Here is a 14,619-nt window from a genome sequence, read left to right on the forward strand (position 1 = left end):
CCGGAAGCTAAGCCTCTCAGCGCCGATGGTACTGCAAGGGGGACCTTGTGGGAGAGTAGGACGCCGCCGGACTTCTTTTGTACGACCAGGGAACCCCTGACCACGTGTGGTCAGGGGTTTTCTGCGTTCCACGGGTAGGATCGTGGGCGTCATGACTGCGCCTTTCACCACTGCCACTGGGTCCGATGTCCGCGTCCGCTTCTGCCCGTCCCCGACGGGCACACCGCACGTGGGACTCGTGCGGACGGCCCTGTTCAACTGGGCGTACGCCCGGCACACCGGCGGCAAGCTCGTGTTCCGCATCGAGGACACCGATGCCGCTCGCGACAGCGAAGAGTCCTACGAGCAGCTCATCGACGCGTTGCGCTGGCTGCGGCTCGACTGGGACGAGGGCGTCGAGGTCGGGGGACCGCACGGCCCGTACCGCCAGTCGGAGCGCACGGACGTCTACCAGGACGTGATCGCGAAGCTCCAGGCCTCCGGGCACGTGTACGAGTCCTTCGTCACGCCCGAGGAGATGGAGGCCCGCAACGTCGCCGCCGGCCGCGACCCGAAGCAGGGCTATGACAACCACGAGCGCGACCTCACCGACGAGGAGCGTCAGGCGTTCCGCGACCAGGGCCGGGCGCCGGCGCTGCGACTCCGGGTACCGGACCGCGACCTGAGCTTCCAGGACCTCGTGCGCGGGGAGATCACCTTCAAGCAGGGCACGTTCCCCGACTTCGTCGTGGTGCGGCCGAACGGCAAGCCCCTCTACACGTTCACGAACCCGCTCGACGACGCACTGATGGGCATCACGCACGTGCTCCGCGGCGAGGACCTGCTGTCGTCGACCCCGCGACAGATCGCCCTGTACGAGGCGCTGTACGAGATCGGCCTGACCGGGTTCATCCCGGCGTTCGGGCACCTGCCCTTCGTCATGGGGGAGGGCAACAAGAAGCTCTCGAAGCGTGACCCCGAGTCGAACCTGTTCCACCACCGTGCCGCGGGCATGATCCCCGAGGGGCTCATGAACTACGTGGCGCTCCTCGGCTGGTCGATCGGACCCGACCGCGACGTCTTCTCCATCGACGAGATGGTGCAGGCCTTCGACGTCGCGGACGTCAACCCGAACCCGGCACGGTTCGACCACAAGAAGGCCGAGGCCATCAACGGCGACCACATCCGGCTGCTCGACCCGGTCGACTTCCGTGACCGTCTGAAGCCGTACCTGACCGAGTACGTCGACGTCCCTGCGACTCCGGAGCAGGAGCGTGTCCTGGAGCTCGCTGCGCCGCTGGTGCAGGAGCGCATGCAGCTGCTGGGCGAGGCACCGGCCATGCTCGGCTTCCTCTTCACCGCGGACGCCGACCTGGTGGTCGAGGACGACGCCCTCGCGAGCCTCAAGGGCGACCCGACCGAGGTCCTGCAGGCGAGCACCACCGCGCTCGAGGGCGTCGAGGAGTGGCGCACCGAGCAGATCGAGGCGGCCCTCCGCACGGCGCTCATCGACGGGCTCGGGCTGAAGCCGCGCGTGGCGTTCGGTCCGCTGCGCGTCGGGGTGTCCGGTCGTCGGATCAGCCCGCCGCTGTTCGAGTCGATGGAGATCCTCGGCAAGGACTCCACGCTCGCCCGACTGCGCGCCCTCGCGGCTCGCTGAGACACGCGGACGGCATGGACGAGCACGGGCAGACGGTCCACGACGTCGCGGTCATCGGTGCCGGCCCGGCCGGACTCAGCGCCGCACTGAACCTGGTGCGCGCGAAGCGGACCGTGCTGTTGGTCGACGCCAACCGCCCGCGGAACGCCGCGACGCTGCGCTCGCACGGGTTCCTGACGCGTGACGGCATCTCGCCGCTCGAGCTGCGGAAGCTCGGGCGCACGGAGGTCGAGCAGTACCCCGAGGCCACGGTCGTCCAGGCCGTCATCGACGACGTGCGTCCTGACGACGCCGGCTGGCGCCTGCACGGCACGTGGCGCGGCGCCGAGGTCGAGGCCACGGCGCGCACCGTGGTCATCGCCACCGGGCTCCGCGAGGAGTTCCCGGCGCTGCCCTCCCTGCGGGCCTTCTACGGCAGCGCCATGCACAGCTGCGTCGAGTGCGACGGGTACGACAAGGCGGGGCAGCCGCTGGCGTTCGTCTGCGAGACGCCCGACGTGGTCGACCGGGCCCTGCTCATCGCCTCGTGGACCGACGACCTCGTGGTCTTCACGAACGGCGTCGCGCCGCTCGACGAGGCCGGTCGTGCGCGGCTGGCTGCGGCGGGCGTGCGCGTCGAGGAGCGGCCCGTCGCCGACCTCGAGGGGGACCGGTCCGGGATGACCGGTGTCCGGCTCGCAGACGGGCACGTGGAGCCGCGGACGGGTGGGTTCGTGCGGCCGACGTGGCACGTCGACCTGGACTGGGTCGACGCCACGCTCGAGCGCGACCCCGAGGGCCTGGTCGTCGTCGACCGGGCGGGCCGCACCAGCGTGCCCGGGCTCTACGCGGTCGGCGACGTCACACCGCCCGGACCCGAGCAGCTCATCGTCGCGGCGGGCCACGGGGCGACCACGGCTGCGGCGGTGCACCGTGACCTGGTCGGTGGTCTCGCGGACCTCCGGGATCATGTACAGTAGATGACCGTGCCCCGGATGACGGGGCGCGAGGCCGACAGGCTTCTTGGGGTATGGTGTAATTGGCAACACAGCGGTTTCTGGTACCGTCGTTCTTGGTTCGAGTCCAGGTACCCCAGCCAGACTGACGAACAGCCCCCGGGTCTTCCCGGGGGCTGTTCGCGTTTCCGCCCCCGGTCTCCCCGTCGCTCGTCCGCATCCCCGACGACCGCGGAGTCTGCGCGGGTTCGCAGCCCGTTCTGCGCTGGTTCGCAGTCGGTTCTGGGGGAGTCGCGACGATGCGCAGAACCGCAGGATGTCCGCACCCGCGTCGGTGCCCCTGGAACGAGGGTGACGATCCGACCTAGTGTCCCTTGGAGTGAGCCGGAGCGACCGGTCTCCTGACGATCCCTGAGGGCACCTCCTTGACGACAACAGCACCCGACACCCGACACCCCTGGGCGTACAGCGCTGCCGTCCCCGCCGCCGCGGACCACTCCGTCGTGGACCGCTGGGACCGGGTCGTGGCAGCACATCCGGACGCGCCGGCACTCGCGGGAGAGGGCCGCCAGCTGAGCTTCGTGCAGGCCGACGGTCTGGCCCGTTCGCTCGCGCTGCACCTCGGGGAACGCCTGCGTCCGGACGACCACTCGGGCACGGGCACGGGGCTGACGCCGGGTGGTGCCCCGGTGCCGATCGGCGTGATGGCCGGGCAGACCACCGAGGCGGTCGTCGGGATCCTCGCACTCGTGATGGCGGAGCGCCTCGTCGTGGTCCTCGACGACCACCTGCCCGCCGCGCGCCTGCGGCACGTGGTCGAGCTGGCCGGTGTCACCGAGGTGCTGGCAGACACCGAGCGGTCGGCTGCCGCAGCCGCCGTCCTCGGCGCCGCCGGCGTGGTGCACGACCTGCACACGCTGCTGGCAGACGCCGAGGCCGGCAAGCCGGAGCCCACCAACGACGCCAGCACGACCACGACCACGAACCCGGGCCGCCCCGGCGCGAGCGACCCCCTCGTGCTCGCGTTCACCTCCGGCTCCACCGGGATGCCGAAGGGCGTCGCGATCACCCACCAGCAGCAGATCGACAACGTCGAGCAGGACGCCGTCGCGATCGGCAGCGCCCCGGGGGACCGGCTGGCGCTCGTGATGCCGCTGTCGTTCGCGGCCGGCTTCCTGTTCGGCTTCAGCACCCTGCTCAACGGCGGGGCGATCGTGCTGCTGGACCCCCGCGACCTCGGCACGGAACGGGTCCTCGAGCGGATGTCCGCCGAGGACGTCAACGTCCTCGTCTGCACCCCGCACCTGCTCCGTTCGATCGTGTCGAGCGTGACGCAGGACCGGGTGCTGCAGGGTCCCGGCCAGGAGGACCGGATCGCCGCCATGCAGGCGCTCCGCGTCGTCGTCACGAGCGGCGAGGCCATCAGCGGCTCCGACGTCGTCGCCGCACGTCCGGTCCTCAGCGACACCACGACGGTGTGGAACGCGCTCGGTGCGAGCGAGATGGGCTGCGTCGCCTTCTTCCCCGTGGCCCCCGGTGACGTCGCCCCGTCCGGGGTCGTCCCGGCCGGGTACGCCCTGCCGAACAAGCACGTGACGGTCGTCCGCGAGGACGGCACCCCGGCACCGGTCGGTGAGGCGGGCCAGCTGCTCGTCGAGTCCACCGGTCTCACCGCCGGCTACTGGGGCGCGCCGGAGAAGACCGCCGAGCACGCCGGCGTCAGCGCCGACGGCGTCCCGACCTGGCGCCAGGGTGACCTGGCCCGCATGGAGCCGGACGGCTGCATCGTGCTGCTCGGCCGTTCCGACGACGCCGTCAAGGTGCGCGGGTACCTCGTCGAGCCGAGTGAGATCGAGGCCGCCATCCGCGGGCTCGAGGAGGTCCACGACGTGGCCGTCACCGCGCTCGTCGAACCGCCCGCCGTCACCCGGCTGGTCGCCTACGTCGTGGGTCGTCCCGGACGCCGCACCCCGTCGCCCGCGGCGATCCGCCGTGCGCTCCGCGACGTCCTGCCCGAGTACATGGTGCCCGCGACGATCGTCCCGATGCCCGCGCTGCCGCGCACCGAGCGCGGCAAGGTCGACCGTGCCGAGCTGCCCGGTGCGCCGGCGATCGAGGTCGAGATGGTCGAGGGCGAGTACGACCAGTGGGAGCTCGTCGTCGGCCAGATCTGGGCCGAGGTCCTGGGCCTGCGCGGCGTGCACCTCGACGAGGACTTCTCGGCGCTCGGCGGCGACTCGCTGTCCGCCGAGGAGATGCTCGCGATCGTGCAGGAGCGCCTCGGCGTGGACCTGCGCGCCTCGGAGCTCCTCGAGCACCCGACGCTACGCTCGTTCGCCCGCCACGTCCGGTCCGGTGCCAGCGCCCTGCCGAGCCACCCGGACATCGTCAAGGTCGCCGAGGCGCGGAACCCCGGTCACCCGCCGGTGTTCTGCCTGTCCGGCGGCGGGGCCCTCGCGCTCACGTTCCTGCCGCTGTCCCGGTACCTGCCCGACCACGACGTCTACGCCCTGCAGCAGCACGGCATCGAGCGCCGTGGGCTGCCGGACTGGAGCATCGCCCGCGCCGCCCGCCGCTACATCGCCCTGATGCGCATCGTGCAGCCGCACGGCCCGTACCTGCTCGTCGGGCACTCCCTCGGCGGGCTCATCGCACTCGAGGTCGCCCGGATGCTGACGGAGGCGGGGGAGCAGGTCGACCACGTCGCCCTGCTCGACACCTACCTGCCGCGGACCCGCTCGGAGAGCGCGCAGCTGCACTTCGGACGGATCGAGCAGCGGGAGCCCCAGAACACGGCGGCGCGGTCCGTCAAGCGTGGGCTCGACCGGGTCACCAAGCGCATCATGCCGTCCGGTCTGCCGTGGGGCGGCCTGCTCGGTCGCCGCCTGCGGGCGTACGGCGCTGGGGTGCTGCGCTTCGGCGGGCAGAAGGACTTCGACGCCTTCTTCGACCAGGCGGAGCTCGTCACCCGACGGCACACGGCCACGCCGTACCACGGGCGGTCGACGTTCGTCCTCGCGGACGGCAACCCCGACGTGCAGGGCTGGTCCGCCGTCCTGCGCGGTGACACGCGCACCGTTCGCATCCAGAGCGAGCACAGCTCGCTCCTGCGCGAGCCGCACGTGGCCGAACTGGCGGCGGTGCTCCGCGAGGCGCTCGCGCCGACCGACGCGCGGCCCTAGGGCCCACACAGGACCGGCTGGAGGCTCGTGGCAGCGCCGCCACGAGCCTCCAGTCCGTTGGTCCCAGCCCGCGCACCGCGGGCCGTTGCGGGTTTCCGTATCCGCACTCGGTGGTCCGCAAGGGACCGCGCATCGCATTGACCCTCACTGCTGCCGCCGCGAGGGTGGGAATCACCAGGGAACGGCGTACCACCGTTCTCCACCACCAGGCGGGGGCACTCGACTCCGCAGGCATCGTCGCCGACGTCTCAGCGTCTCGTCCTCCGTCACCCACGGACGACCGTTCGCTTCCCACGAACTCATCCGTATGCCCCCTGAACCCGACAGGAGCACCATGTCCGCCAGCACCTCCCGACCCCGAGACCCCCGCGTCTCGGTCGTCATCCCCGCTCGGAACGAAGCGAGGAACCTCGAGATCATCCTCCCGAAGCTCCCGCCCGTGTACGAGGTGATCCTCGTCGACGGCAACTCGGTCGACGACACGATCGCCACGGCCCAGCGCCTGATGCCGTCGATCAAGGTCGTGCAGCAGACCCGCAAGGGCAAGGGCAACGCCCTGGTCTGCGGTTTCGAAGCCGTCACCGGCGACGTCGTCGTCATGTTCGACGCCGACTGCTCCGCCGACCCCGACGAGATCCCGCGCTTCGTCGACGCGCTCGTCGCCGGCGCCGACGTCGCGAAGGGCACCCGCTACGCCCTCGGTGGCGGCAGCGACGACATCACGATCGTCCGGAGCCTGGGCAACCGTGGCCTGAACGTCGTCAGCAACGTCCTGCTCGGCGCGCGCTACACGGACCTCTGCTACGGCTACAACGCCTTCTGGGCCGACACGCTGCCCAAGATCGGCCTGCTGTCCTCGACGCTGCCGAAGCCGACCGACGGCTCGATGCTGTGGGGCGACGGCTTCGAGATCGAGACCATCCTCACCTGCCGCTGGTCCGCCGCGGACCTGGTCATCTCCGAGGTCCCGAGCCACGAGAAGCTCCGCGTGCACGGCACCAGCAACCTGAACGCCATCTCCGACGGCATCCGCGTGCTGAAGTCGATCATGCACGAGCGTCGCCGCGTCTCCGAGGCCGCTGCCCGCGCCCGCATGGCCCCCGTCACCCGCGCCGTCCCGACCGCCGTGCCGGCGCTCGACGAGGAAGCGGCGTGAACGCCCCGACCGTCGCGGTCGTCATCTGCGCGTACACCCAGCAGCGCTGGGGCGACCTGCAGGACTCCGTCGAGTCGGCCAAGCGCCAGCCGGAGGCCACCGAGGTCGTCGTCGTCATCGACCACGAGCCCGAGCTGTACCTCCGCGCGAAGGCCCGCTGGCCCGAGCTGCGCGTCGTCGAGAACTCCGAGGACCGCGGCCTGTCCGGCGCACGCAACACCGGCGTCGCCCTGACGGACGCCGACGTCGTCGCGTTCCTCGACGACGACGCCACGGCGGACGCCGACTGGCTGCAGCACCTCGTCGCAGCGCTCGAGCTGCCCGACGTCGTCGGCGTCGGCGGCCGTGCCACGCCGTCCTGGCCCACCACGACCGGCGCCGGCCCGTACCCGGCCGAACTGCTCTGGATCGTCGGCTGCAGCTACGCCGGTCTGCCCACCGCGGCCGGCGACGTGCGCAACGTCATCGGGTCGAGCATGGCCTTCCGCCGTGACGTGCTGCTCGCCGCCGGCGGGTTCCGCTCGGGCATCGGCCGCGTCGGCAACCAGCCGCTCGGCTGCGAGGAGACGGAGCTCTGCATCCGCATCGCCCAGGCGAAGCCCTCCTCCCGCATCCGCTACGAACCGCGTTCCAACGTCTCGCACCGGGTGTCCCCGGACCGCGTCGAGATGCGCTACGTCCGTCGCCGCAGCTACTACGAGGGCATCTCCAAGGCCGTCCTCAGCCGTCGTGTCGGCACGGGTGACTCGCTCTCCAGCGAGTCGACGTACCTGACGAAGGTGCTCCCCGGCGCGCTGCTGCGGGAACTCGGTGCGCTCGGACGCGGCGGTGGGACCCGTGCGTTCGCGATCGCGCTGTCCGTGGCGTCGACGATCACGGGCTACGCAGTCGGTCGGGTCCTCGGTGGCGTCGTCGTGTCGCCGGCCGCCCCCGTGAAGGCGCCGCAGACCGTCGGTGCACCGTGACCCGTTCCACCCTGGCGATGGTCATCTCGCCGGTCGTCGCGGGGCCGCTGTTCCCGACGTGGGACGGCGCCGTGTGGGTCGGCGAGGTCGACCGCGCCGACGTGCACGCCTCGAGCCACCGGGACGTCATCGCGCTCCGCGGGGCCGAGGGCTACCGGCGCGCACGGCTGCTCGTGCGTGACCACGGCGAGCCGCTCGGCTTCGTCGAGACGGACGTCACCGAGCGCCGGCGCATCGGCGCGACGATCGACGTCCGCACGCTCCAGCGTGCGATGCGCCCGATGTCCGCACCCATGGCACGGCCGGCAGCAGACCAGGTGCTGCCGTCCGTCACCGTGGTGCTCTGCACCGACGGCGCCGCCGACCAGACGATGCGCTCGCTGCTCGCGGTGCGCCACGACGACTTCGACGTGGTCGTCGTCTCGCACGCCGCCGAGGACGGGGACGCCACGGTCGTCACCATCGACGGCCGCCGTGTGACGACGATCGCCGCACCGACCGGCGGCCTCGCCGCCGCCCGCAACGCCGGACTCCTCGCCGCCACCGGCGAGGTCGTCGCGTTCCTCGACGAGGGCGCGATCGTGGACGACGGCTGGCTCTCGGCCATCGCGTCCGCCTTCGCCGCCGACGCCGACGTGGCCTGCGTGACCGGGCTCGTCCCGAGCGCCGAGCTGCGCACGCCTGCGCAGCGCTGGCACGACGACCGCACCCCGGCCGCCCGCACCGTCCGCCGCCGGGTGATCCGTCGCGACGACGAGCAGGACGGCACCCCGCTGCACCCCTTCGCTGCGTCCGCCTACGGCACCGGCGGCAACCTCGCCGTGCACCGCGCGACCGTCCTCCGGATGGGCGGCTTCGACACCGCCTTCGGTCCGGGGACCCGCGTCGGCGGTGGCGACGACCTCGACCTCTTCACCCGACTGCTGTCCGCGGGCTCCGCGATCGCCGTCGAACCGGCCGCCATCGTCTGGCAGCGCTCAGCGGACGACGTCGCGTCGCTCCGCGCGGCAGCTGCGGCGCACGGCCACGGACTCGGAGCATGGATGACCAAGAACGCCTTCGACCGCGAGACGCTCACCGCGTCGGTCGACGCCGCGCCCGGGGCAGTCAGCGCCTTCGCGCGACTCGGCCTCGAGCAGGGCGACCACGCCTCCGACGTCGGCGCGCTCGCACGCCGCGCGACGGGCGTCGAGCCGGACGCCGACACCGGCGCCGTGCCGGCGGACGCCGTCGACGCGGAGTTCCGCGCCACGAAGCACCGCCTGCGCGGAGTCGAGCGACGTTCCGTCCTCACTGCGCCGTTCCTGGCGCTCCGCGAACGCCTCGGTGGTGCCGGCACGATCGACCGCACCGCACGTGGCCGTCACGAGCTGCAGCGCGGCCTGACGACCGCCGGCCCGTCGCGGACCACCGAGAACGGCGCCATGGGCCCCGTCGCACGGCTCGTCGCCGCCGGCATCGTCGTGGCGACCCTGCTGCTGGCCGCGATCGGCACCATCGCCGGGATGCCCACGCTGCGCGCCAGCGCCATCGCCGTGTACCTCTTCGCGCTGCTCGGGGTCGCCCCGCTGCTGCTCGTCCGACCGATGCCGCTGGCACGGTTCTCGGCGTTCGCCGTCACCGCCTCGCTCGTGGGCACGATCGGCATCGGCTACACGATGGCGACGTTCCACATCTGGTCTCCCGTCGTGCCGTTCGTCGGCGTCACGGTGCTGACGGCCCTCGCCGTCGCGATCGCCGTCCCGCGGGACGTCGCCGACCTGCGCCGCAACCGCCTCGCCACGCCCGAGGGCGCGCTCCGTTCCCGCTGGGGCACCACGGCGACCGTCACCGCGCTGACGCTCGTCGGCCTGGCGATCGTGGTCGTCGCAGCACTCACGCACATCGGTGACCCCGTGCCGGCCGGCCTGTTCGGCTCGCTCGGCCCCGGTCTCGTCATCGGGATCCTGGTCATCGTCGCCGCGGCCGTCGTGGCGCTCGTCCGTGGGCGTGGCGTGGCCGTGCCCGTCGTGGTCCTCGGTGGTGTCGTCCAGCTCGCCCAGGCGATCACGTACGGCATGCCCACCGTGACGGCGGCAGCGCGGCACGTCGGCGTGCTCGAGTACATCCGCCAGTACGGCGGCACGAACCCGACCGCCGACATCTTCCAGACCTGGTCGGGGCTCTTCGCCGCCGGCGCGTGGGTCGCCGACGTCGGGGGCATCGCCAACGCGATGCTCATCGCCGCCTGGTTCCCCGTCCTCCTCGCGTTCAGCACCACGATCGCCGTCGGCGTCCTGGCGGCCAGCTGGCTGCCCGGCGCCCGTCGTCCCTGGATCGCGGCGTTCCTGACCGCGATGACCGGCTCGCTGAACACCACGTACTTCTCCCCGCAGTCGACCGGCATCCTGATGTCGGTCGTGATCCTGGTGCTCGCCACCGGCCAGCTCCGCCCCGCGGTCGTGACCGGCACCAACGGCGAGGCCGTGGAGACGCTGCGTGCCCGCAAGGTCGGGCTGTCCAGGATCATCGCGATCGCCGGCATCGCGATCGTCCTCGCCGTGACGCACCAGATCTCGCCGTACCTGACGGTCGCGGCGCTGGTCACCCTGGTCGTCTTCCGCCTGCTCCGCCCGTGGTGGCTGCCGGTCGTGGTCCTCGTCCCCGCGGTGGTGTTCGCGCTGCTCAACGACGACGTCCTCGGCAAGTTCCTCTCGCTGGCCGCCGTCGGCCGGGTGCTCGACAACGTGCAGCCCCCCACCCACGACATGACCGTGCTCCCGAAGCCGCTCGTCACCCGCCTGGCGTTCGACATCCCGGCCGCCGCGCTCATCGTGCTCGGGCTGATCGCGCTCATCACCGTCCTGCTCCGTCGGGACCGGCTGCACTGGGGACTCCTGGCGGCAGCTGCGAGCCCGATCTCGCTGCTCGTCGCGACGAACTACGGCCAGGAGGGCATCTTCCGCGTCGTCCTGTTCGCCACCCCGTGGATCGCGATCCTCGCCGCGGCGCTGCCGGCTCCGGCCGGGCGCCTCGCCTGGTCCGGTCGACTGGTGGAACGCTCGATGCGTCCGACCGCCGTCAAGTACGCGGTGGCGGCCGCCGGGGTCGCGGCGCTCGTCGCGGTCGGGGCGTTCGGGCAGACCTCGCTCGACTGGAACCGCGTCCCCACGCGGAGCCAGTCCGAGGCCACGCAGCTCTACGACCGGACGGCGCCGAAGGGCTCCCTGATGCTCCTGACCGGGTCCGCGAACGCCGTGCCGAGCAACACCGGCGCCCGGTACTTCGACGTGGGCTACCTGTCGCGCGAGGTCCTCGGGGCGTACCCGGACCCGACCGGGTCGTACGACGCCACCGCCGACGTGTCGAAGGTGACCCAGGACCTCGTCAGCACCTGGCCGGCCACGAAGTACTACGCCCTGGTGGCGGAGCCCTTCGGCGCCTACGACGAGCGCTACGGCTACCAGAGCGACGCCGACTACCAGCAGTTCGGCGCGGCGATGGCGAAGTCCCCGTACTGGGAGCGCGTCTGGTCCTCCGGCACCACCGCGATGTACCAGCTGACCCCGGCCGGACTGCGACATGGCGCCGAGTAGGGCCAGACACCGACGGGCGCGGCGAGCGATCACCGCGCCCGTCGCGGCCGTCCTCGTCGCCGCGGTCGCCGTCGTCGGCCTGGTGGTCGCCCCCGTCGCCGCGAGCGCGTGGACCGGTGCGACCAGGACGAGCACGACGACGACGTCGGGCGCGACCTACGGCACGGCAGCGGTCACCCGGGCGACCGGCACCACGGCGAGCGGCGCGGCCGACTGCAGCGCCGGCCGTGTGCTGACCGTCGTGGCCCACGCCGACGACGACCTGCTCTTCGACGGCACCGCGCTCCGCACCGACGTCGACGCCGGGCGCTGCGTGCGCTCCGTCGTCGTCACCGGCGGCGACGCCGGCAAGCCCGCCTGGTACTGGCAGGGCCGCGAGGACGGGCTGATGGCCGCCTACGCGAACCTGGCCGGCGTCGCCCCGCAGTGGGCGTCCGGCACCCTCACCGCCGCCGGCAAGACGCTCCGCACCGCGACGCTCACCACGAACCCGCGACTGAGCCTGGTCTTCCTCGAGCTGCCCGACGGCAACGTCGACGGTTCCGGCTTCGCCGTGGACGGCAGCGAGAGCCTGCAGAAGCTGTACCAGGGCCGCATCACGACGATGCACACGCTCACCGGTGCCGCCCAGCCCACGACGTACACCCTGCCGCAGCTCACGGCGACGCTGCTCGGCGTCATGCAGGACTTCGCCCCGACCGACGTCCACACCCTCGACCACGTGGGCGGGTACGGCGACGGGGACCACAGCGACCACCACACGATCGGCTACCTGACCGACCAGGTGCAGAAGCAGTACACCGGCACGCACGCCTTCACCGGGTACATGGGGTACCCGATCGCCAACCGTCCGTCGAACCTCACCCAGGCGCAGACCGACGCGAAGGGCGCCGTGTTCTACTCGTACGCCGCCCACGACGGGGAGACCTGCGCCTCGTGGCAGGCCTGCTCCTCGAAGCCGGAGGGCTCGTGGCTCAGCCGCCAGTACACGGCCGGCTCGAGCGTCCCGACGAACCCCGGCAACCCCACGAACCCCGGCAGCACCACGCCGACCGAGCCGACCAGCCCGACCCGCGGCACGGACGTCACCGGCGCTGCCACCGTCACGGCCAGCGGTGAGAACGCGGCCGACGGGCAGACGGCGAAGAAGGCCGTCGACGGCGTCGTCAGCGGCTACCCCGACGCCCCGACCGCCGAGTGGGCCGTCCCGTGGGGCGGTGTCGGCACCTGGATCCAGCTCGGGTGGTCCAGCGCGACGACCATCGGCGAGGTCGACCTGGCCGACCGGCCCAACGCCGACGACCAGGTCACCGGCGGCACCCTCACGTTCTCGGACGGTTCGAGCCTGACCGTCCCGTCGCTCGACAACGGCGGCTCCCTGACCCGCCTGGCGTTCACGGCCAGGAAGGTCACGTGGGCCCGGTTCACCGTCACGGCGGTCAGCAGCACCACGCGGAACGTCGGCCTGTCCGAGATCCGCGTGTACGGCCCGGCCACGTCGTCCACGCCGACGCCCACCCCGACCGCGACGCCCACGGCCACCCCGACGCCGACGCCCACCCCGACGCCGACGCCCACCCCGACCGCGACGCCGACGCCGACCGCAACGCCCACGGCGACACCCACCGGGACGCCCACGTCCACCCCGACGGCGACGCCCACCCCGACCCCCACGCCGACGTCCGCCGACATCACCGGCAGCGCCACCCCGACCGCCGCGTGGGACAACCCCGCCGACGGCCAGACCGTCGCGAAGGGCGTCGACGGCATCGTGTCCGGCTACCCGACGAACTCGGCGGCCGAGTGGGTCGCACCGTGGGGTCGCACCGGCGTCTGGTACCAGCTGGACTGGTCGTCGTCGGTCTCCCTGCAGCGCATCGTCCTGAACGACCGGCCGAACCTGTCCGACCACATCACGAGCGGCACGCTGACGTTCTCGGACGGCAGCCAGGTGCAGGTCGGCTCGCTGCCGGACGACGGCTCGGCCCTCACCGTCGACTTCAGCGCCCGGAACGTGAAGTGGGTGCGCTTCACCACGACCGGCGTCTCGAACAGCACGACGAACGTCGGGCTCTCCGAGATCCGCGCGTGGGGAGCCAGGTGACGGGGACGTCGATCGACGACCCGCCGGTCGACGACCCGCCGGTGGACGACACGGCGGCCGCAGCGCACGGTGCCGCACCGGCCCACGGTGCGGGGCTCGCACGCCACCGCCCGACGGCCCGCCGCGGCGCCCGGCGCCTGGCGCTCGGCGTCGGCGCCCTGGTGCTGGTCGCCGGGGTGGTCGCCGCCTCGGTCACGAGCACCGCTGACGGCGAGAGCCACGACCCGAGTGGAGTGTCCATGCCGACCACCGACGGCGACGGCTGGAAGCGCGTGTTCTCGGAGGACTTCGCCGACACCACGCCCACCGGCGGGTTCGAGGAGCCCTACGCCGACCGCTTCTCCGTGTACCACGGCTTCGCGGACACCGCGGGGACCGGCCGCTACCAAGCCGACGTGCTCACCGCCCACGACGGCCTGCTCGACATGCGGCTCCGCACGACCGAGGCGGGCACACCGCTCGCAGGCGGCATCGTCCCGCTCGTCGACGGTCAGTGGGGCGGACAGACCTCCGGCCGCTACACCGTGCGCATGCGGAGCGACGAGGTCGCCGGGTACGGCGTCGCGATGCTCCTCTGGAGCGACCAGAACATCTGGGCGGACGGCGAGATCGACTTCCCCGAGGGGGCGCTCGGTGCGCCGGCGTACCTGAACGTCCACTGCCTCGCCGACCCCGCGGAGAAGTGCATCCACCTGGAGACCGCGGCGTCCCTGGCCGACTGGCACACCTACACGATCGAGTGGACCCCGACACGGATGTCGTTCCTCATCGACGACGAGGTCGTCAGCTCGACGACGGAGGACATCCCGACCGCACGGATGCACCTCGTCATCCAGGCCGGCTCGAACTCCGGCAACCCGCCGGCCGACGCCGACGGGTCCCTGCTCATCGACTGGATGACGATCGACGTGCCGGCCGACGGCGCGGCACCGCAGGCGACCCCCCCGACGAAGCCGGCGGCCGGCTGAGCGGTCACCCCGTCACGGACGGGAGGCTCGGTGCCAGCTGGCACCGAGCCTCCCGTCCGTCGTGTGGTGACGACACGACGAGGTGGCCGGCCCTG

General features: G+C 72.4%; 8 protein-coding genes and 1 tRNA gene. All 9 read left to right on the plus strand.

What is annotated here, in order from left to right; all coding sequences use genetic code 11:
- The first annotated feature begins 151 nt into the window (after positions 1 to 151).
- The 9 genes from gltX to ITJ54_RS18180 all read left to right on the plus strand — a co-directional run bounded on the left by gltX (position 152) and on the right by ITJ54_RS18180 (position 14,524).
- Complete coding sequence (gene gltX, locus ITJ54_RS00005; RefSeq protein WP_194625339.1) at positions 152 to 1,639, plus strand: glutamate--tRNA ligase; 1,488 nt, start codon at positions 152 to 154, stop codon at positions 1,637 to 1,639.
- Between the two features lie 14 nt (positions 1,640 to 1,653).
- The gene (locus ITJ54_RS00010; protein ID WP_194625340.1) at positions 1,654 to 2,598 is read left to right on the plus strand and encodes an NAD(P)/FAD-dependent oxidoreductase; all 945 of its coding nucleotides are present in this window, start codon (positions 1,654 to 1,656) and stop codon (positions 2,596 to 2,598) included.
- Positions 2,599 to 2,642: 44 nt separating this feature from the next.
- A tRNA-Gln gene (locus ITJ54_RS00015) sits at positions 2,643 to 2,717 on the plus strand.
- A gap of 282 nt (positions 2,718 to 2,999) precedes the next feature.
- A complete protein-coding gene (locus ITJ54_RS00020) occupies positions 3,000 to 5,756 on the plus strand; it encodes an alpha/beta fold hydrolase (protein WP_194625341.1) in 2,757 nt (918 codons plus the stop codon).
- Between the two features lie 334 nt (positions 5,757 to 6,090).
- Complete coding sequence (locus tag ITJ54_RS00025; protein ID WP_194625342.1) at positions 6,091 to 6,912, plus strand: glycosyltransferase family 2 protein; 822 nt, start codon at positions 6,091 to 6,093, stop codon at positions 6,910 to 6,912.
- The gene (locus tag ITJ54_RS00030; RefSeq protein WP_194625343.1) at positions 6,909 to 7,877 is read left to right on the plus strand and encodes a glycosyltransferase family 2 protein; all 969 of its coding nucleotides are present in this window, start codon (positions 6,909 to 6,911) and stop codon (positions 7,875 to 7,877) included. The genes ITJ54_RS00025 and ITJ54_RS00030 overlap by 4 nt, the downstream gene beginning before the upstream one ends.
- Positions 7,874 to 11,452, plus strand: a complete 3,579-nt coding sequence (locus ITJ54_RS00035) for a glycosyltransferase (protein ID WP_194625344.1) — start codon at positions 7,874 to 7,876, stop codon at positions 11,450 to 11,452. The genes ITJ54_RS00030 and ITJ54_RS00035 overlap by 4 nt, the downstream gene beginning before the upstream one ends.
- Positions 11,439 to 13,556 (plus strand): PIG-L family deacetylase, encoded by a 2,118-nt coding sequence (locus ITJ54_RS00040; RefSeq protein WP_194625345.1) that lies wholly within the window; start codon positions 11,439 to 11,441, stop codon positions 13,554 to 13,556. The genes ITJ54_RS00035 and ITJ54_RS00040 overlap by 14 nt, the downstream gene beginning before the upstream one ends.
- Positions 13,553 to 14,524 carry a glycoside hydrolase family 16 protein gene (locus ITJ54_RS18180; protein ID WP_194625346.1) on the plus strand — a complete coding sequence of 324 codons (972 nt, stop codon included), beginning with the start codon at positions 13,553 to 13,555 and terminating at the stop codon, positions 14,522 to 14,524. Before ITJ54_RS00040 ends, ITJ54_RS18180 begins: the two co-directional genes overlap by 4 nt.
- Positions 14,525 to 14,619 lie beyond the last annotated feature (95 nt).

The sequence above is a fragment of the Curtobacterium sp. VKM Ac-2865 genome (assembly GCF_015350905.1).
In the GTDB taxonomy this organism is placed as follows: Bacteria; Actinomycetota; Actinomycetes; order Actinomycetales; family Microbacteriaceae; genus Curtobacterium.

Coding starts and splice junctions, on each gene's coding strand:
- gltX (WP_194625339.1), top strand. CDS start 152: ATGACTGCGCCTTTCACCACTGCCACTGGGTCCGATGTCCGCGTCCGC.
- ITJ54_RS00010 (WP_194625340.1), top strand. CDS start 1,654: ATGGACGAGCACGGGCAGACGGTCCACGACGTCGCGGTCATCGGTGCC.
- ITJ54_RS00025 (WP_194625342.1), top strand. CDS start 6,091: ATGTCCGCCAGCACCTCCCGACCCCGAGACCCCCGCGTCTCGGTCGTC.
- ITJ54_RS00040 (WP_194625345.1), top strand. CDS start 11,439: ATGGCGCCGAGTAGGGCCAGACACCGACGGGCGCGGCGAGCGATCACC.